This is a genomic window from Shinella daejeonensis, assembly GCF_024281235.1.
GTDB lineage: Bacteria > Pseudomonadota > Alphaproteobacteria > Rhizobiales > Rhizobiaceae > Shinella > Shinella daejeonensis.
Genome location: NZ_JAHWXY010000001.1, coordinates 1,240,225 through 1,257,532, shown reverse-complemented (window position 1 = coordinate 1,257,532; position 17,308 = coordinate 1,240,225). Strand labels below are relative to the sequence as shown.

Annotated in this window: 17 protein-coding genes; 11 read left to right on the top strand and 6 right to left on the bottom strand. The window is 64.5% G+C overall.

Translation table 11 applies throughout. The features are described from left to right. Positions 1-220: 220 nt before the first annotated feature. A complete protein-coding gene (locus tag KYK29_RS06035; RefSeq protein WP_254689926.1) occupies positions 221-1,438 on the top strand; it encodes a glycosyltransferase family 2 protein in 1,218 nt (405 codons plus the stop codon). A gap of 23 nt (positions 1,439-1,461) precedes the next feature. On the opposite strand, the gene KYK29_RS06030 is transcribed toward KYK29_RS06035, so the two are convergent. After that, positions 1,462-2,151, bottom strand: coding sequence for a GntR family transcriptional regulator (locus KYK29_RS06030; RefSeq protein WP_254689925.1), 690 nt, complete (start codon positions 2,149-2,151; stop codon positions 1,462-1,464). Positions 2,152-2,248: 97 nt separating this feature from the next. Here KYK29_RS06030 and KYK29_RS06025 point away from each other — a divergent pair, with 97 nt between their 5' ends. The 10 genes from KYK29_RS06025 to KYK29_RS05980 all read left to right on the top strand — a co-directional run bounded on the left by KYK29_RS06025 (position 2,249) and on the right by KYK29_RS05980 (position 11,264). Then, complete coding sequence (locus tag KYK29_RS06025) at positions 2,249-2,851, top strand: amino acid synthesis family protein (RefSeq protein WP_254689924.1); 603 nt, start codon at positions 2,249-2,251, stop codon at positions 2,849-2,851. Next, positions 2,826-3,632, top strand: a complete 807-nt coding sequence (locus tag KYK29_RS06020; RefSeq protein ID WP_254689923.1) for an alpha/beta fold hydrolase — start codon at positions 2,826-2,828, stop codon at positions 3,630-3,632. The genes KYK29_RS06025 and KYK29_RS06020 overlap by 26 nt, the downstream gene beginning before the upstream one ends. After that, the gene (locus KYK29_RS06015) at positions 3,622-4,545 is read left to right on the top strand and encodes a flavin reductase (RefSeq protein WP_254689922.1); all 924 of its coding nucleotides are present in this window, start codon (positions 3,622-3,624) and stop codon (positions 4,543-4,545) included. The genes KYK29_RS06020 and KYK29_RS06015 overlap by 11 nt, the downstream gene beginning before the upstream one ends. Positions 4,546-4,549: 4 nt before the next feature. Continuing rightward, positions 4,550-5,587 (top strand): LLM class flavin-dependent oxidoreductase, encoded by a 1,038-nt coding sequence (locus KYK29_RS06010; RefSeq protein WP_254689921.1) that lies wholly within the window; start codon positions 4,550-4,552, stop codon positions 5,585-5,587. A 7-nt stretch (positions 5,588-5,594) separates the two neighbouring features. Beyond that, on the top strand, positions 5,595-7,058 hold the full coding sequence (locus KYK29_RS06005; RefSeq protein ID WP_254689920.1) for an aldehyde dehydrogenase: 1,464 nt from the start codon (positions 5,595-5,597) through the stop codon (positions 7,056-7,058). A 5-nt stretch (positions 7,059-7,063) separates the two neighbouring features. Further along, the gene (locus KYK29_RS06000) at positions 7,064-7,393 is read left to right on the top strand and encodes an NIPSNAP family protein (protein WP_254689919.1); all 330 of its coding nucleotides are present in this window, start codon (positions 7,064-7,066) and stop codon (positions 7,391-7,393) included. 39 nt (positions 7,394-7,432) lie between these two features. Next, on the top strand, positions 7,433-8,443 hold the full coding sequence (locus KYK29_RS05995; RefSeq protein ID WP_254689918.1) for an ABC transporter substrate-binding protein: 1,011 nt from the start codon (positions 7,433-7,435) through the stop codon (positions 8,441-8,443). A 74-nt stretch (positions 8,444-8,517) separates the two neighbouring features. Next, the gene (locus KYK29_RS05990; protein ID WP_367880968.1) at positions 8,518-9,372 is read left to right on the top strand and encodes an ABC transporter permease; all 855 of its coding nucleotides are present in this window, start codon (positions 8,518-8,520) and stop codon (positions 9,370-9,372) included. 3 nt (positions 9,373-9,375) lie between these two features. Further along, a complete protein-coding gene (locus KYK29_RS05985; RefSeq protein WP_254689917.1) occupies positions 9,376-10,176 on the top strand; it encodes an ABC transporter permease in 801 nt (266 codons plus the stop codon). Next, positions 10,173-11,264 carry an ABC transporter ATP-binding protein gene (locus KYK29_RS05980; RefSeq protein WP_254689916.1) on the top strand — a complete coding sequence of 364 codons (1,092 nt, stop codon included), beginning with the start codon at positions 10,173-10,175 and terminating at the stop codon, positions 11,262-11,264. Before KYK29_RS05985 ends, KYK29_RS05980 begins: the two co-directional genes overlap by 4 nt. A 122-nt stretch (positions 11,265-11,386) precedes the next feature. Here KYK29_RS05980 and KYK29_RS05975 read toward each other — a convergent pair whose 3' ends face one another. The 5 genes from KYK29_RS05975 to lsrA all read right to left on the bottom strand — a co-directional run bounded on the left by KYK29_RS05975 (position 11,387) and on the right by lsrA (position 17,282). After that, entirely contained in the window at positions 11,387-12,640 is a 1,254-nt protein-coding gene (locus tag KYK29_RS05975) for a class II aldolase (RefSeq protein ID WP_254690094.1), read from the bottom strand. Between the two features lie 71 nt (positions 12,641-12,711). Continuing rightward, positions 12,712-13,743 carry an autoinducer 2 ABC transporter substrate-binding protein LsrB gene (gene lsrB / locus KYK29_RS05970; RefSeq protein WP_254689915.1) on the bottom strand — a complete coding sequence of 344 codons (1,032 nt, stop codon included), beginning with the start codon at positions 13,741-13,743 and terminating at the stop codon, positions 12,712-12,714. 2 nt (positions 13,744-13,745) lie between these two features. Continuing rightward, the gene (locus KYK29_RS05965) at positions 13,746-14,759 is read right to left on the bottom strand and encodes an ABC transporter permease subunit (protein WP_254689914.1); all 1,014 of its coding nucleotides are present in this window, start codon (positions 14,757-14,759) and stop codon (positions 13,746-13,748) included. Next, positions 14,756-15,787, bottom strand: a complete 1,032-nt coding sequence (gene lsrC, locus KYK29_RS05960; protein ID WP_254689913.1) for an autoinducer 2 ABC transporter permease LsrC — start codon at positions 15,785-15,787, stop codon at positions 14,756-14,758. Before lsrC ends, KYK29_RS05965 begins: the two co-directional genes overlap by 4 nt. After that, the gene (gene lsrA / locus KYK29_RS05955; protein ID WP_254689912.1) at positions 15,780-17,282 is read right to left on the bottom strand and encodes an autoinducer 2 ABC transporter ATP-binding protein LsrA; all 1,503 of its coding nucleotides are present in this window, start codon (positions 17,280-17,282) and stop codon (positions 15,780-15,782) included. Before lsrA ends, lsrC begins: the two co-directional genes overlap by 8 nt. Positions 17,283-17,308: the final 26 nt, after the last annotated feature.

Here is a 17,308-nt window from a genome sequence, read left to right as displayed (position 1 = left end):
GCTCCGTAAAACGCGCTCATCCAGTCTTATCGCAAGCGTTTTCGGCATTCGGATCCGGGCAAAACTGTTGCAGGCTGGGCGCCGGTCCGGAATGCTCGTTCCTGCCGCCGGTGGCCGGGTGGTGGTATGCGCGCCTTCCTCTCCAGTTCCGCGAAAGCCAATGAACCGATAATGCCATCTGAGCGAGGACCCTTTCGTCCGAAGTCTTCCGGAGACACTGATGCAGCTGCTACAATCCCCCCTCCTGTCCATTTGCGTGCCGACATACAACAGGCAATTCCTGCTTCAGCGAAATGTCGAGTTTCACCTGGAAGCCTTTCGGACGATCGGCATCCCCTTCGAGATCGTGATCGTCGACGACTGCTCGACGGACGGAACGGCGCAATATCTGGAAGAGATTTCGGAAAACCCTGAAATAAGCGCCTTCCGGCGCGTGAAGAATTCCGGCTTTGTGAGTAACTATGCCTTCGCCATGCGGCGGGCGCGGGGCAAATATGCGACGTTTCTGGGAGACGACGATCTGCTGATCCCGGAAAAGGTGATCGAATACGTCCGGATCATGGAGGAGGATCCGGCGCTCGGCGTGGTGCAGGCGCCCTGGATGCTGGTCGACGAGCGGGGCGGGGTAAGCCGCAACGCCGGGCCGTTCTACAAGGTCCCGGGCGGTGCGATCCGGCATGAGCGCGGGAATTTCCGGTCTCTTCTGGATATGATTTTCGACTCCCACGTCTTTCCGGAATTCATGATTATCCGCCGGGACGTCCTGAGCCGGTCCATTTCGAAGGCCACGCCGTTCATTTTCTGGGCTTTCTTCTATACGGGGCGGGCGCTCGAGCAGGCGGACATGCTGTTCCTGGCGGAGCCATTTGCGCGAGTCACGGCGGCATCGGATGATCCCCGCTTGCAGCAGGGAAATCACGAATGCATGTTCGAGTGGGATAAATATCGTGGCGGCCTGGAATATCTGGCGTCAAAAACGATGCGGAAACAAGATCCTCTCTCCGACAATCGCGGCCTGCTCCAGGAGAAGATAAACCGGTTCATGCTGGTCCGCCAGGGCGTGGCCCTGCGTCTGCATATCGACGCGCATAACTGGGCCGAGGCCTATGTCATGTATCATCGCATGTCGCTTTACGGCACTCCCCCGCTGCCCGAGCAGATGTATGACAATATCTGCAAGCTGGCCGGTATCGTGAGTGCTGCGCGTGATGCCTTCGAATTCTCGACCGCTCCCATCATCCTCGATCCGATCATCGGCGGGGATACATTGAAGCTGCTGCCGGCCGACGTGCGTTCCAGATTGACGCAGGCGAGCCCGGACCAGCAGTCTGCAGCAGAGCCCAACGCCTACCTGCGCATGGATCCGGAATTCCCGCCTCATCTGCGGCAGAAGGACGGGGTGTTCGATATCCGGGATTATGTGGCCCAGTTCGTCTGACGGGGCTTTCCGGACGGCTCTTTCTATTCCGTCGGTCCCAGAAGGGTTTCGGCGATCCTTGCCGCGGCCGTGACATGCTGGCGGCAGGCGGCGGCTGCCGCTTCCGGATCGTTCTTGTCGATGAAGGCGAAAATCTCCCGGATCTGGGCAGGGCCGGAAACCGTGCGGCTGGCTGTCGAGAGCGTCATCACGCGCAGCCGTGAGATACGGCTGTTCAGCCGGCTGACGATATCCCAGGCGATATTGTGGCCGCTGGCCTCGAAGATGATCCGATAGAACTCGGTGGTGGCGTCCAGGATGCCCGGAGGGGAATTCTGCCGCGAGGTGCGGTCGAGGTCGTCCAGCGCCTTTTTCAGCCGCGTCTTCACCTGCGCGTCGGCCAGGCGCGCGCAGTCGGCGACTGCCCTCGATTCGAGTGCGGCGCGGATATCGTAGATCTGGCGGGCGTCGTTCCAGTCGAGCCGCGCCACGATCGGCCCCTGTTTTGCAAGCATTTCCACAAGCCCTTCCGCCTCCAGATGGCGGATGACCTCGCGGATCACCGAGCGCGAAACGCCGAGCTGGTCGCAAAGCGTGCGCTCGACGAGGCGTTCGCCGGGCTCGAACAGGCCGCTGATGATTGCGCGCCGCATCCGGTCGAGCGCGATCTCCCGCAGGGTGGCTGGCGGATTGTTGATTCGAAGGGCGGCCAGATTTGCAGCGTTCTTGCTCATGGCTTGGTGTAGCCGCAAAAAATCCCGGGCACAAGCTCTTGACACGCTGTCGTATGGTATACCAACATACGACTAGATGAATTGACAGGAGTTTCCCGTGGCGCCGACCATTCGCAAGACCCTTTTGCACGTAGAGACGACGCTGATCGAAGGCGGCCGGGCTGCGCCTGTGCCGCTGAAGCTGATCGCCGCCATGGCCGTCGTCAGGAATCCCTGGGCGGGCCGCGGCTTCGTGGAGGATCTGAAGCCGGGCATCAACGAGCTGGCCCCCGTTCTCGGTGAGTTGCTGACGAAGATGATCATCGATACGGCCGGCTCCGGCGAGGTCGTGGAGGCCTATGGCAAGTCGGCGGTCGTCGGGCTCGATGGCGAGATCGAACATGCCTCGGCGCTGATCCATACGCTGCGTTTCGGAAACCACTACCGCTCGGCGGTGGGCGCCAAATCCTATCTCGCCTTCTGCAACACGCGCGGCCCGGCGAATGCCCCGGTCATGATCCCGCTGATGGACAAGAACGACGAAGGACGCCGTTCGCATTACCTGACGATCCAGTGCGCCATCCCCGATGCGCCGGCCGCCGACGAGATCGTCGTCGCGCTCGGTGCTTCGATCGGCGGCCGGCCGCATCATCGTATCGGCGACCGTTACCAGGACCTTCAGGAGCTGGGTCACGATGTTGCAAACCCTGCCGCGGTCTAGGACATCGTCGGGTGCGGCCTATCTCGACCGGGGCCGGCGGGGCGAGACCGTCGTCCTCGTTCACGGGGTGGGGATGCGGATCGAGGCGTGGGCTCCGCAGATCGACCGGCTCGCGGAGGATTTTCGGGTCATTGCCGTCGATCTTCCCGGGCACGGCCAGTCGGCCCCGCTTGGTGCGCCGCCGCAGCTTGCGCATTTCGTCGAATGGTTCGACCGGACTCTCGACGCTCTTGGGACGGGGCCTGTCAGTGTCGTCGGCCATTCGATGGGCGCGCTGATCGCGACCGGCATTGCGGCGACCGCGCCCGAACGGGTGAAGCGGGTGGCCCTGCTCAACGGCGTCCATCGCCGCAGCGCGGCCGCGCGCAAGGCCGTGGAGGCGCGGGCGAGGGAAATCGCTTCGGGCGTCTTCGACCGGGAGGCTCCGCTCCTGCGCTGGTTTTCTCCCGACGAGCGGACAAGCGAGGCCCATTCTCTGACGCGCGACTTGCTGAATGCCGTCGATCCGGCGGGCTATGCGGCCGCCTATCAGGCCTTTGCGACCGGGGATTCGCTCTATTCCCATTGCTGGCCGAACGTGGCATTTCCGGCGCTGTTCCTCACCGGCGCCGGCGATCTGAACTCGACGGCCGGAATGGCGAGGGAAATGGCCGCCGCCGCCCCGCATGGCCGCGCCGTCGTGATCGAGGGGCATCGCCATATGGTGAATCTCACCGCGCCCGAGGCGGTGAACCGGGCGCTCGTCGACTGGCTTCATTGGGAGGTGGAGAATGAAATTTGACCCCAGAACCCTGCGTGATGCCTTCGGCGCCTTCCTGACGGGCGTGACCGTGGTCACGACGGTCAACGACGAAGGCGATCCCATCGGCTTTACCGCCAACAGCTTTACGAGCGTCTCGCTCGATCCCCCGCTTCTCCTCGTCTGCCTCGCCAAGACCTCGCGCAATTACGCGGTGCTGACAGGCGCCAGGGGTTTCGGTGTCAACATACTGTCAGAAGACCAGAAGGGCGTTTCCAATACGTTCGCCCGTCCGGTGGAGGATCGCTTCGCGACCGTCGACTGGCGCAAGGGGCCGAATGGCGCGCCGGTTTTCGCCGATGTCGCGGCCTGGTTCGATTGCTCGACGCACGATGTGGTGGATGCCGGCGATCATGTCATCCTGATTGGCCGTGTCGAGGGTTTCGACAACAGCGGCAAGACAGGGCTCGGCTATGCCCGCGGCGGCTATTTCACCCCCACGCTCGCCGACAAGAGCCTGCTTGCCTCCGTCGACGGCGGCCTGCTGCTCGGGGCCGTAGCGGTGCGCAACGGGGAGATCCTCCTCGTCGAGGACGGCATGGGTGGCTGGACGCTGCCTTTCGTCGAGAAAGATGAAAGCGACGGCCTCGAGGCGCTCGAACGCTATGTGGCGGAAGAGACGGGGCTGGCCGTCCAGACCGGGCTCCTCTATTCCGTCTATGAGGATACCGCGACCGGCCGGCAGCATGTCGTCTATCGCGCCGAACTGGGGGAGGGGCCGCTGAAGAACGGGGCATTCTTCCCGATCCAGTCGCCGCCGCTTGCGGCGATACCCGATTCCGCCGTGCGCGATATCGTTCGGCGCTACGGCGCGGAAAGCCCGTTCGGCAACTTCGGCATCTATTTCGGCAATCAGGAAAAGGGTCGCGTCCACGCTGTGGCCGTCAAAGGGTGAATCCATGAAATTCTCGCTGTTTGTCCATATGGAGCGGCTGGATGCCAGCCAGAACCATCAGCAGCTCTATGACGAGTTCATCGCGCTGTGCGAGATCGCCGACCGGGGCGGCATGCATGCGATCTGGACCGGCGAGCACCATGCGATGGATTTCACCATTGCCCCCAATCCTTTCGTCAGTATCGCCGATCTCGCCCGCCGCACCCGCAACGTGCGGCTCGGGACCGGCACGGTGATCGCGCCGTTCTGGCATCCGATCAAGCTGGCGGGCGAGGCGGCGATGACCGACATCATCGCCGGCGGGCGCCTCGACGTCGGCGTCGCGCGCGGCGCCTACAGCTTCGAATACGAACGCCTGCTGCCGGGCCTCGACGCCTGGGGCGCGGGCCAGCGGATGCGCGAGCTGATCCCCGCCGTGAAGGGCCTCTGGGAAGGGGATTACGCCCATGACGGCGAGTTCTGGACGTTTCCGAAGACGACCTCCGCGCCGAAGCCCGTGCAGCAGCCGCATCCGCCGATCTGGGTCGCAGCACGCGATCCGAACAGCCATGAATTCGCCGTCGCCAACGGCTGCAACGTGCAGTGCACGCCGCTTGCCAACGGCGAGGCGGAAATCGCCAGCCTGATGGAGCGTTTCGAGGCGGCCTGCAAGAAGGCCCCGGACATGCCGCGGCCGAAGATCATGCTGCTCCAGCACACCTATGTCGGCTCCGACGCGGCCGATATCGAAAGGGCGGCGAAGGAGATCAGCACCTATTACAATTACTTCTTCGCCTGGTTCAAAAACGAGCGGCCGATCGAACAGGGCCTCATCGAGCGCCTTTCGGAGGAAGAGCTTGCCGCCAATCCCAATCTCGCGCCGCAGAAGATGCGTGAAAACATGCCGATCGGCACGGCAGGCGACGTCATTCAGCGCCTGAAGGTCTACGAGGACCTCGGCTATGACGAATATTCCTTCTGGATCGACACCGGCATGAGCTTCGAGCGCAAGAAGGCTTCGCTCGAGCGCTTCATCGCCGATGTCATGCCGGCGTTCCGGTGAGGCGGCCATGCAGATGTTCCAGCAATATATAGACGGCGTATTCGAGGACGGGACGGCCCGCTTCGATTCGCTCGATCCCGCCACCGGCAAGACGTGGGCCTCGATGCCGGAAGCGCGCGAGGGCGATGTCGACCGCGCCGTGAAAGCCGCGCAGCATGCCCTGTGGGCCGGGGAATGGCCGGCCATGACCGCGACGGCGCGCGGAAAACTGCTCTACAGGCTTGCCGATCTGGTGCAGGCCAACGCCCAGCGCCTTGCCGAACTGGAGACCCGCGACACCGGCAAGATCATCCGGGAAACCTCGGCGCAGATCGCCTATGTGGCCGATTACTATCGCTATTATGCCGGCCTTGCCGACAAGATCGAGGGCGCGACGCTTGCCATCGACAAGGCGGACATGGACGTCTGGACGCGCCGGGAGCCGGTCGGCGTGGTCGCGGCGATCGTTCCCTGGAACAGCCAGCTCTTTCTCGCCGCCGTCAAGATCGGGCCGGCGCTCGCTGCCGGCTGCACGCTCGTCGTCAAGGCCTCGGAAGACGGGCCGGCGCCGCTGCTCGAATTTGCCCGCCTCGTGCATGATGCGGGCTTCCCGGCGGGGGTGTTCAACATCGTCACCGGTTTCGGCCCGACCTGCGGCAGCGCGTTGACGCGTCATCCGGGCGTCGACCATATCGCCTTCACCGGCGGTCCCTCCACCGCCGCGCAGGTGGTGCGCAATTCGGCGGAAAACCTCGCCACCACCTCGCTGGAACTCGGCGGCAAGTCCCCCTTCGTGGTCTTTGCCGACGCCGATCTCGAAAGCGCGGCCAATGCGCAGGTCGCCGGCATCTTCGCTGCGACGGGCCAGAGCTGCGTGGCGGGTTCGCGCCTTATCGTCGAGGCTTCCGTCAAGGATCGTTTCCTTCAACTGCTGAAGACGAAAGCGGAGGCGATCCGCATCGGCGCGCCGCTCGACATGTCGAGCGAAGTCGGCCCGCTTTGCACCCGCCGCCAGCGCGATCATATCGAAAGCGTGGTGGCCGCTTCGCTTGCGGCCGGCGCGCGGCTGGTGACCGGCGGTCGAAACGGACAGGGCGAGGGCTTCTATTATCTGCCGACCATCCTCGATTGCGATGACGTCGCCGCGCCTTCGGCGGAGACCGAACTCTTCGGGCCGGTGCTGTCGGTGCTGTCCTTCAAGACCGAGGACGAGGCCGTCGGCCTCGCCAACGGCACGCCTTACGGGCTTGCGTCCGGCGTCTTCACGTCCAACCTTGCCCGCGCCCACCGCATGATCAGGCGCATCCGGGCCGGCATCGTCTGGGTCAACACCTATCGTGCCGTCTCGCCGATCGCGCCTTTCGGCGGCTACGGCCAGTCCGGCCAGGGCCGCGAGGGCGGGCTTGCCGCCGCGCTCGACTATACGAGGACCAAGACCATCTGGCTCCGGACCTCCGACGATCCGATCCCCGATCCTTTCATCATGCGGTGATGGCCATGTATTACGAAATCCGCACCTACCGGCTGAAGAACGGCGGCATTCCCGAATATCTCAAGGCGGTGGGCGAGGAGGGGATCGCCATCCAGAAGCGCCATCTCGGCAATCTCGTCGGCTATTTTTCCTCGGAGATCGGGCCGGTCAACGAGATCGTCCATATCTGGGGCTTTACGGGGCTGGACGACAGGCAGGCGCGGCGCGCGCGCCTTGCCGCCGACCCCGAATGGCAGGCTTTCCTGCCGAAGATCCGCGATCTCATCGTCACCGCGGAGAACAAGATCATGACGCCGGCGGCGTTCTCGCCCATTGGCGGCGGCGCGCCGGCCTGAACCAATCGAACGACAACCAGAACCAAGGAGAACGGGAACATGAAAAACAGGGTCGCAATCGCATTTCTCGCCGCAACGGTCGGCTTCGCCGGAAGCGCTGCCGCACAGGAGATGGTGTTCACCAGCTGGGGCGGCACGACGCAGGACGCCCAGAAGACCTATTGGGCGGAGAGTTTCACGACAAGCAGCGGCATCAAGGTCACCCAGGACGGACCGACCGACTACGGCAAGATCAAGGCCATGGTCGAATCCGGCAATGTGACCTGGGACGTCGTCGACGTGGAGGGCGACTATGCCGTTCAGGCCGGAAATGCGGGCCTGCTCGAGAAGCTCGACTTCTCGGTCATCGACAGGTCGAAGCTCGATCCGCGCTTTGTGACCGATTATTCCGTCGGCAGCTTCTATTATTCCTTCGTGATCGGCTGCAACACGGATGCGGTCGCCGAATGCCCAAAGACCTGGGCCGATCTGTTCGATACCGCGAAATTCCCCGGCAAGCGCACCTTCTACAAGTGGTCGGCGCCGGGCGTCGTGGAAGCTGCGCTGCTTGCCGACGGCGTGCCGGCCGACCAGCTCTACCCGCTCGACCTCGACCGCGCCTTCAAGAAGCTCGACACGATCAAGGCCGATATCATCTGGTGGGACAGCGGCGCCCAGTCGCAGCAGCTTCTCGCGTCGGCCGAAGCTCCCTTTGGGTCGTTCTGGAACGGTCGCCTGACGGCGCTTGCCGAAACCGGCGTTTCGGTCGAGACGTCCTGGACCAACAATATCACGGCGGCCGATTCCCTCGTCGTGCCCAAGGGCGCGAAGAACAAGGAAGCGGCGATGAAGTTCATCGCGGCGGCCACCAGCGGCCCGGCCCAGGCGCAATTCGCCACCGAGACCGGCTATGCGCCGATCAATCTCGAGGCCAGCGCGCTGATGGACGCCGAATTGCGCAAGACGCTTCCCGACATGCAGGCCGAAACGCAGGTGAACGCCGACATGTCCTATTGGGCGGAGCACCGCGACGAGATCGGAACCCGCTGGTACGCCTGGCAGGCCGAATAAAGCTGCGGGTGGAGAACGCTTGCGGACCGGCGGGAAACGCCGGTCCGTCTTCCTGATCGAATGGATGGACGACCATGGCTCTTTGGGCGACAGCCGGCGCGACAGGCAACGGGAAAAGGGACGGCAGCCTCGGCTATCTCGTGCCCGCCCTGCTGCTTGTCGTGATCTTCTTCATCATCCCCGTTCTGATGCTCCTGCTGCGCAGCGTGCTGGAGCCGGAGCCGGGCTTGCAGAACTATGCGACCCTGCTCGGCTCCACCACCTATCTCAGGATCTTCCTCAACACGTTCATCGTGGCCGCCGTCGTCACGATCCTGTCCGTCTCCATCGGTTATCCGGTCGCCTGGTTGCTTGCCATCATGCCGGAAAAATGGTCGCGGCTGGTCCTCGCCATCATCATCCTGTCGATGTGGACCAATCTTCTCGCCCGAACCTACGCCTGGATGGTGCTTCTCCAGCGCACGGGCGTGATCAACAAGACGCTGATGGGTCTCGGCCTGATCGACGCGCCGCTGCCGCTGGTCAACAATCTCGTCGGCGTCACCATCGGCATGACCTATATCATGCTGCCCTTCGTCATCCTGCCGTTGATGGGCGTCATCCGGGCAATCGATCCCGGCATCCTGCGCGCGGCCGCACTCTGTGGCGCCGGCCGGCTGCAATGTTTCCTCCGGGTGCTCCTGCCGCTCTCGCTGCCCGGCGTGGCGGCCGGCGCGCTGATGGTCTTCGTCATGTCGCTCGGCTATTTCGTGACGCCGGCGCTGCTGGGCGGCACCTCCAACATGATGCTGGCCGAACTCGTGGCGCAATTCGTGCAGTCGCTGGTCAACTGGGGCATGGGGGGAGCTGCGGCGCTGGTGCTGCTCGTCGTCACGCTTGCGCTCTATGCGGTGCAGCTGCGCTATTTCAACCCCAATGCGGCGAGGTAGGCCATGCTGCTCGATTTCGACAAGCTTGGCGCGCTGCGCGGCGTTCTCATCGGGATTACGGTCGCCGTCTGCCTGTTCCTGATCCTGCCGATCGTCTTCATCGCCGCGCTCTCCTTCGGCTCGTCGCAATGGCTGATCTTTCCGCCGCCGTCGTGGACCTTCCGATGGTATCACGATCTCTTTGCCGATCCGCGCTGGTTCTATGCGGCGCTGACCAGCCTGAAGATCGCCGCGATCGTCACCGTGCTTTCGGTCGTCATCGGCTTCCTGACCGCGCTCGGCCTGAACCGGGGACGGTTCCCGGGGCGGGACGCGTTGCGCGCACTGTTCCTGACGCCGATGATCCTGCCGGTGGTGGTGCTCGCCGTGGCGCTCTATGCGCTCTTCCTGAAGCTCGGCCTTGCCGGCACGACCTTCGCCTTCGTTGTCGCCCACCTGCTGATTGCATTGCCGTTCTCGATCATCTCGATCGGCAATGCGCTCGAAGGGTTCGACAAGTCGATAGAGGACGCGGCGATCCTGTGCGGGGCGAGCCCCTGGGAGGCGCGCCTGCGGGTGACGGTGCCGGCGATCAGCCACGGCATCTTCGCCGCCGCGGTCTTCTCCTTTCTCGCCTCCTGGGACGAGGTCGTCCTGGCGATCTTCATGGCGAGCCCGACATTGCAGACCCTGCCGGTGAAGATCTGGACGACGCTCAGGCAGGATCTGACGCCGGTGATCGCCGCCGCTTCCACGCTGCTGATCGCCTTCACCATTCTTCTGATGATACTGGCGGCGCTTGTCCGCAAGGGACCAAAGACATGAGCGAACCCTTTCTCAACATTCGCGGCATCCGCAAGACGTTCGGTTCGTTCACGGCTGTCAGGGATGTGACCATGGATATCGCGCAGGGCGAGTTCATGACCTTTCTCGGCCCTTCGGGATCAGGGAAATCGACCACGCTCTACATTCTGGCGGGCTTTCAGGATCCAAGCGGCGGCGACATTTTTCTCGACGGCCGCAGCCTGCTGGCGACGCCGTCGCACAGGCGCAATATCGGTATGGTCTTCCAGCGCTACACGCTGTTTCCCCATCTCACCGTCGGAGAGAATGTGGCTTTTCCGCTGCGCATCCGCCGCCGCCCGCAGGCCGAAATCGCCGAAAGGGTCCGCGCCGCGCTCAAGCTGGTCCGGCTCGAAGGGTTCGAGGACCGCAAGCCGGCCAATATGTCGGGCGGCCAGCAGCAGCGCGTGGCGCTTGCCCGCGCGCTCGTCTACAATCCGCCCGTTCTGCTGATGGACGAGCCGCTGTCGGCGCTCGACAAGAAGCTGCGTGAGGAGATCCAGTTCGAAATCCGCCGCATCCATCAGGAAACCGGCGTGACCATCCTCTATGTGACCCACGATCAGGAGGAGGCGCTGCGGCTGTCCGACCGCATCGCCGTCTTCAGCCAGGGCGAGATCGATCAGATCGGAACCGGGCCGGAACTCTATGCCGCGCCCGCGACGCGCTTCGTGGCCGAGTTCATCGGCGACAGCAACTTTATCGAAACGAGCATCGTTTCGACCGATGGCCGGCAGGCGCGGCTGGTTCTGCCGGGCGGCGCGATGATCGACGGCGTGCCGCTGCACGGGGCGGCTTCGCCCGGCGGCAGGGCGGCGCTGCTGCTGCGGCCGGAGCGTATCGATCTGCAACGCGGAGAGGGAGAAGGCGCCCTGGCGGGCGAGGTTTACGACGTCACCTTCCTCGGCAACAATGTCCATGTGCTGGTCGGAATGAACGATGTCGCGCCGGTCTCGGTGCGCATCCCGTTCGGGCATGCGGCCCTTGCGGGCCTGACCCCGGGCGAACGGGTGTCCCTGCGCTTCAACGCCGCCGACACCCATGCCTTCCTGGAGCCGCCGGCTGCATAGGGCATTTCCGCTTTTCCCCGAATTGCGAAAACGCTCTATCTCTTTGTTTTTGCGAAATTCCGGACGCGAAATCGCTGCGTACAGTTTCCAGCCGAAGCGAGACCGCTCCGGCTGGAAATGCGTCAGCCGGCCGCGACCTTCAGCTTGGCCTGCTCCAGCGACCAGTATTCCATGTCGAAGAGATCCGCCTCGCCGATCGGCGTATAGGTGCCGTAATCTTCCGCCGCGTTGATCGCCCGGGTCGCCTGCTCGCAGAGATCGCCGCCGATCTTCGCCGCCCCGGCGTTTGCGCCAATGGCGAAAATGCCCTTGCCGCGCACGAGAACCAGCCGCGGATAGACGTCGAGCATCGTCTTGGGTTCGCTTGCGCGGGCGGCGTTGCGCTCGAAATAGGTGCGGTAGCGTGCGGCATAGTCCTCAAGGGCGCGGGCGATCGCTTCGTCGCCGGCATCGGCCTTGATGACCATCGGCCAGGGCTTGATGCGGATGACGTGGTCCGGTGTGACGGTGCCGCGCAACCCGATCGCCTCGACCTCGGGCTTTGCGGCATGGCGGCGGATCGCCGGGGTGGAGCGATAGTCGAGCGCGACGCCCCGCGTAAAAGGCGAGCCGTCGCGCGTCAGCGCCTTTTCGAGACGGGCGGCCAGCGCGTCGTCCTTCTCGCCGTCGCTCGCCTGCGGGCCGGTGAGCGTGACGCCGGCGCGCGCCAGTTCCTCTTCCGCCATGGTGACGAATTCGATCATCAGCTCGTAGGAGGCGCGCGCATCCTCGGCGAAGGTGAAGAGGCCGTGGTTTTCGAGCCAGAGCCCCTGGCAACCGGGGTTGTCGCGATAGACGCGGTCGGCCTCGATGGACAGATCGAAGCCCGGCATCACATAGGGCACATAGGCGAGCCGGTCGCCATAGATGCGCTTCACGGTCTCGCGCATGTCCGGCTGGTCGGCGAGCGCCAGGATCGCTGTCGCATGCGTGTGGTCGACGAAGGCGAAGGGAAGGAACGCATGCAGCAGCGCCTCGACGGAGGGATTGGGCGCATCCTGCTCGATGAGGCTTGCGCGCAGCAGCGCCACCATGGCCGGATCCGAGAGCTTCGGGCCGTTGCGGGCCTCCAGAAGCGGCGCCAGCCGCACAGGCGGCAGACCCGGCGCCTCGATGGTGTCGAGATCCCAGCCGCTGCCCTTGATGTGCATCAGGGCTTCGCCCTGTGGCCCTGTCACCTTGACCGAGGTGTTGCCGCCCCCGTGCAGCACGAGATCGGGATCGCCGCCGATGATGCGCGATGTATAGATGCGCAGGCCGAGGGCCTCGCTCTGGCCGGCGGCGCGCGCGGTCTCCACGTATTGTCTTGCGTCGTCGTCGTTCCAGCGGCTTTTCATCGGCATGCATCCCTGTCTTGGAAAAAACTGCGGCGGACGGCCGAAGCCGCCCGCCGTTCGGTCGTCAGTGATTAGAAGTCGAAGTTGTCGATATTCTCCTTGGTGAAGACGGTGCGTTCCGGCAACAGGATGATGCCGTTGCCATCGGCTTCGTAATCGTAGCCCTGGACGCTGTTGGCCGAAACCTCGACCGTGCCGACACCCGGGATTTCCAGCGTGTCGCCGACGTTCATCGGGCCGTTCTTCAGAACGTGATCGGCGACGTAGATGGAGATCTTGCCCTGCTGCGTCACATCCCAGAGGCCGAAGCGCTGGATGGTGCCGCGCTCGATATAGGGGCGCATGACGTTCGGGGTGGAGAAGCCGACGATGGTCACGCCTTCGGCGCGCTTGAGATTTTCCGCAGCCTGGGCGGCGGCGGGAAGGGCGTTGGCGTCGGGCGCGATGATGGCGTCGAGATCGGGATAGGTCTGGAGGATGCTTTCGGCCGTCTGGAGCGACTTCTGCGCGTCGTTATAGCCGTATTGGGTGGTTACGATCTCCCAGCCCGGATGTTCCTTGGCGATCTTCGCCTTGGCCGCTTCCGCCCAGGCGTTCTGGTCGGTCACGGTCGGGCTGGAATAGAAGAAGGCGACCTTGGCCTTCTCCTTGGTGACGCCTTCGGCCGCCATGTCGACGAGAAGGCCGCCGAGCTGCTCGGGCGTGCCCTGGTTGATGTAGTAGCTGCGGCAATCCGGGTTGACGTCGCTGTCCCAGGTCATCACCAGCACGTCGCGTTCCATGGCGCGCTTCAACGCCGGGCACAGGCCGTCCGGCGAGACGGAAGAGACGACGATGGCGTTATAGCCCTGGTTGACGAAATTGTTGATGAATTGCACCTGGGCGGAAACGCTCGGCTCGGTCGGCCCGTCATAGGTGACCTTCGCACCGATCTCTTCGCCGGCCTTCGTCGCGCCGGCACCGCCGGAGGTGAAGAAGCCGACGCCCACCAGCTTGGGAATGAAGGCGATCTGGTTTTCCGCCCGCGCCGCGCCCGAGGCGAGCATGGTGCCCGCAAGCATCGCCGCGACGACGACGCCGGATTTCATGATGGTCTTGATCATTCTCATACTCCTCCTGGGGTGACGGCCGCCCGGTTCTCTCTCTTTTGCCGGGCGACGGCGATGAAGTCGGCGAGCAGGGCGCTTGCGTGACGCAATGCGACCGCTATGACCAGCAGACCGCCCGAAAGCGCGCTGGAAATCTGGCTTGGGACACCCACGGCCTGGAGGCCCTGTTGCAGGTAGCCGATGACGAAGGTGGCGATGAGCGTGCCGAGGATCGAGCCCTGGCCGCCATAGATGGAGGCCCCGCCGAGCACGGCGGCGGTCACCGCCGGCAGCAGCGTCGCCGAGCCGAGATCGACGCGCGCCGAGCCGAAATAGGCGGACATGACGAGACCGGCGACGGCGGCGGCAAGGCCGGTGATGACATAGGTGACCGTCTGCACCCGCGCGACGGGGATGCCCGCAAAGCGCGCGGCGCTTTCCGACTGGCCGGACAGGAAGACGGCCCGGCCGAAGCGGGTGAAATGCAACAGCACGATCAGCATGAGGGCGAGTGCGAGGAACAGCGCCAGCGAAGCGGGCAAACCGAGGAATTCGGCATAGCCGAACGCATTGAAGGCGGCGGGAAAGTTGCCGATGCCCTCGTAGCCGCCCGCGCCGACGAGGCCGGAAGCGACCGTCGCTGCGCCCTGGAAGAGATAGAGGCTGCCGAGCGTGACGACGAGCGGCTGGATCTTCGACAGGTGGATGACGGCGGCGTTCAGGAGACCGCAGCAGGCGCCGGCGACGAGCGCAAGGGCAATCGAAAGCGGCAGCGGCACGCCGTAGAAGGTGGCGACGCCGAAGACGATGGCCGCAAGGCCGATCACCGAGGCGAAGGAGACGTCGATGCCGCCGGCGATGATGACGAGGGTCAGCGGCAGCGCGACGATGCCGATCTGCACGAAATCCGAGGTGCCGTAGATCAGGTTCGCGGGATTGAGAAAGCGCGGATTGAGCAGGCCGAAGATGAGAAGTTCGGCGACGAGCATCGCAAGAAGCGCGGTTTCCCAGCGGAAGATCAGCTTTTTCATCGGCTTGCCTCCACGGTGCGGGCCGGTGTCGCCTGGCTGTCGCGGGCGGGCGTGCGTTCATGCACGGCGTAGCGGCGGGCGCGGATGCGGCGGTCGACGATCTGGCGGATGCGGCCGTCGAGCAGCAGCACGGAAAGCAGGATCGCGCCGGCGATGAAGTCGTTCCAATAGGCCGGGATCTTCAGGAAGACCAATGCGCTGTCGATCGAGGTGATGAAGATGACCGCGGCGAAGACGCCGGCGACCGAGCCCGTGCCGCCGAGCAGGCTGACGCCGCCGAGAACGTTGACGGCGATGGCCTTCAGTTCGACGCCGTTGCCGGCCTGGTTCGGAATGAAGCCGATCTGCGCTGCGAAGACGAGACCGGCGAGTGCCGCGCAGACGCCGGTGGCGACGAAGGCGGTGAATTGCACGAGGCGGACGGGAACCCCGAGGTGGTGCGCGGCGGCGCGATTGTCGCCGACGGCATAGAAGTAGCGGCCGAAGCGCGTCCTGCGCAGCACGATCCAGGCAAGCGCCACAAGCGCCAGCACCACGATCGTCAGCGCGGAGAAGCCGAAGCCGAGGTTGCCGGCCAGCGCTTTCAGTCCCTGGGGCAGATCCTCGATCCAGCGCCCGCCGGTGAGCACCAGCATGATGCCGCGGTAAAGACCGAGGGTGCCGAGCGTGGCGACGATGGAAGGAATTCCGAGATAGGCGACGATCAGCCCGTTGAAGGCGCCGGCGGCCGCCCCAGTGGCCAGGCAGAAGACGATGGCGAGCGGCAGGCTGACGCCGGCGTTCAGCGACAGGCCGAGAACGGCGGCGCTGAGGCCCAGCACCGAGCCGCTCGATACGTCGATATTGCGTGTCAGGATGACGATCATCGTGCCGAGCGAGATCAGCATCAGCACGAGGCTGCTCGACAGGACGGACGCGGCCGTGGCGCCCGACAGATAACCCGGAGCGACCGCACCGATGGCGCTATAGGCGAGCGCCAGCACCAGAAGCAGCGTGATCACGCGGTTGCGCGCGAAGAGGTCAAGCATGACGGGCCTCCGATGCGCCGAAGGAGAGCCTTGCGATGGCGTCGATGGAGATATCGTCCGTCAATTCCCCGCCGGATTGTCCGAACGCCATGACCTGCACCCGGTCGGCAAGCTGCTCGATTTCATCGAAGTCCGACGAGATGAGGACGATGGCAACCCCTTCGGCGGCAAGCGTGCGGATCAGTTCGTAGATGTCGTTGCGCGCCGCCACGTCGACGCCACGCGTCGGCTCGTCGAGGATCAGCACCCGGGGGCGGGCCGAGAGGCACTTGGCGAGCAGCACCTTCTGCTGGTTGCCGCCGGAAAGACCGCGCGCCTGCTGCCCCGCGCCGGTGCACTTGATGCCCATGCTTTCGCGGAAACCGTCGAACACCTTGCGCTCCGCGCCCGGTTTCAGGAAGAAGGGCAGCTTGTGCACGAGATAGGACGAAACGTTCCAGTAAAGCGGCGCCTCGAGGAAGAGGCCATGCTGCTGGCGATCCTCCGGGAGATAGACGAGACCCCGGTTGATGCATTTGCGCGGCGAGCGGTCGGAAAGCTCGGCGTCTTCCAGAAAGACCGAACCTGCCGACTGGCGGCGCAGCCCGAACAATGTTTCGGCGAATTCCGTGCGGCCTGCGCCGACGACGCCGGCTAGGCCGAGAATTTCGCCGGCCCGCACTTCCAGGCTGATGTCGCGGAAACCTTCGCCGCTCAGGCCGCGCACACTGAGGCGGGGCCGGCCGATCCGCGACACCGTTCGATCCGCGCTTTCGCGTTCCGCCTGTCCGGAAATCTGCACGCGGCTCATCGCGTCGATGATCTCCGTGTCGCTGAAATCGCCGAGCAGGCCGGAAAGCACGATCACGCCGTCGCGCAACACGCTGATGGTATCGCAGATCTCGCGGATCTCGCGCAGCTTGTGCGAGATGAAGAATATGCCGACGCCCTGGGCCTGCATTTTGCGAATGCGCTGGAAAAGGGCGGCGGTTTCGAAGGGAGTGAGGGCGGAGGTGGGCTCGTCGAGAATGAGGACGCGGGCGTCGCGCACGAGTCCGCGCAGGATCTCGACGATCTGCCGTTCGGCGATTTCGAGGGCCGCGGCCTGCGCATCGAGGTCGAGCGACACGGCCAGTTCCGTCACCAGCCGCTCGATCCGCGGGCGCAGGCTGCGCGGCGAAGGCGACAGGCCGAGGCAGATGTTTTCCAGAACGCTCTGGTTGGGCAGGATATGGGCTTCCTGCGGCACGAGATAGAGGCCGAGCTGCTGGGCAAGTGCTGGCGATGCGTGGGTGAGGGGGCTGCCGTCGATTTCGATGGCGCCGGAATTGGCGGGAATGATGCCGGACATGATCTTCATGAGGCTGGACTTGCCCGCGCCGTTGCCGCCGAGCAGCGCATGCACCTCTCCGGCCTGCAAGGCGAGCGAAACGCCCTTCAGCACCGGAACCGGGCCGTAGGACTTCCAGATGTCGGTCAGCTTCGCAACCCTCCCGGTCGCCGGGCTCCCAGTCATTCCTCACCTGTTCATATGTATTTCGT

Coding starts and splice junctions, on each gene's coding strand:
- KYK29_RS05975 (WP_254690094.1), bottom strand. CDS start 12,640: ATGAAAAGCCGCTGGAACGACGACGACGCAAGACAATACGTGGAGACC.
- KYK29_RS06020 (WP_254689923.1), top strand. CDS start 2,826: ATGTTGCAAACCCTGCCGCGGTCTAGGACATCGTCGGGTGCGGCCTAT.
- lsrC (WP_254689913.1), bottom strand. CDS start 15,787: ATGCTTGACCTCTTCGCGCGCAACCGCGTGATCACGCTGCTTCTGGTG.
- lsrA (WP_254689912.1), bottom strand. CDS start 17,282: ATGACTGGGAGCCCGGCGACCGGGAGGGTTGCGAAGCTGACCGACATC.
- KYK29_RS06030 (WP_254689925.1), bottom strand. CDS start 2,151: ATGAGCAAGAACGCTGCAAATCTGGCCGCCCTTCGAATCAACAATCCG.
- KYK29_RS06015 (WP_254689922.1), top strand. CDS start 3,622: ATGAAATTTGACCCCAGAACCCTGCGTGATGCCTTCGGCGCCTTCCTG.
- KYK29_RS06035 (WP_254689926.1), top strand. CDS start 221: ATGCAGCTGCTACAATCCCCCCTCCTGTCCATTTGCGTGCCGACATAC.
- KYK29_RS05980 (WP_254689916.1), top strand. CDS start 10,173: ATGAGCGAACCCTTTCTCAACATTCGCGGCATCCGCAAGACGTTCGGT.
- lsrB (WP_254689915.1), bottom strand. CDS start 13,743: ATGATCAAGACCATCATGAAATCCGGCGTCGTCGTCGCGGCGATGCTT.
- KYK29_RS06005 (WP_254689920.1), top strand. CDS start 5,595: ATGCAGATGTTCCAGCAATATATAGACGGCGTATTCGAGGACGGGACG.
- KYK29_RS05985 (WP_254689917.1), top strand. CDS start 9,376: ATGCTGCTCGATTTCGACAAGCTTGGCGCGCTGCGCGGCGTTCTCATC.
- KYK29_RS06000 (WP_254689919.1), top strand. CDS start 7,064: ATGTATTACGAAATCCGCACCTACCGGCTGAAGAACGGCGGCATTCCC.
- KYK29_RS05965 (WP_254689914.1), bottom strand. CDS start 14,759: ATGAAAAAGCTGATCTTCCGCTGGGAAACCGCGCTTCTTGCGATGCTC.
- KYK29_RS05995 (WP_254689918.1), top strand. CDS start 7,433: ATGAAAAACAGGGTCGCAATCGCATTTCTCGCCGCAACGGTCGGCTTC.
- KYK29_RS06010 (WP_254689921.1), top strand. CDS start 4,550: ATGAAATTCTCGCTGTTTGTCCATATGGAGCGGCTGGATGCCAGCCAG.
- KYK29_RS05990 (WP_367880968.1), top strand. CDS start 8,518: ATGGCTCTTTGGGCGACAGCCGGCGCGACAGGCAACGGGAAAAGGGAC.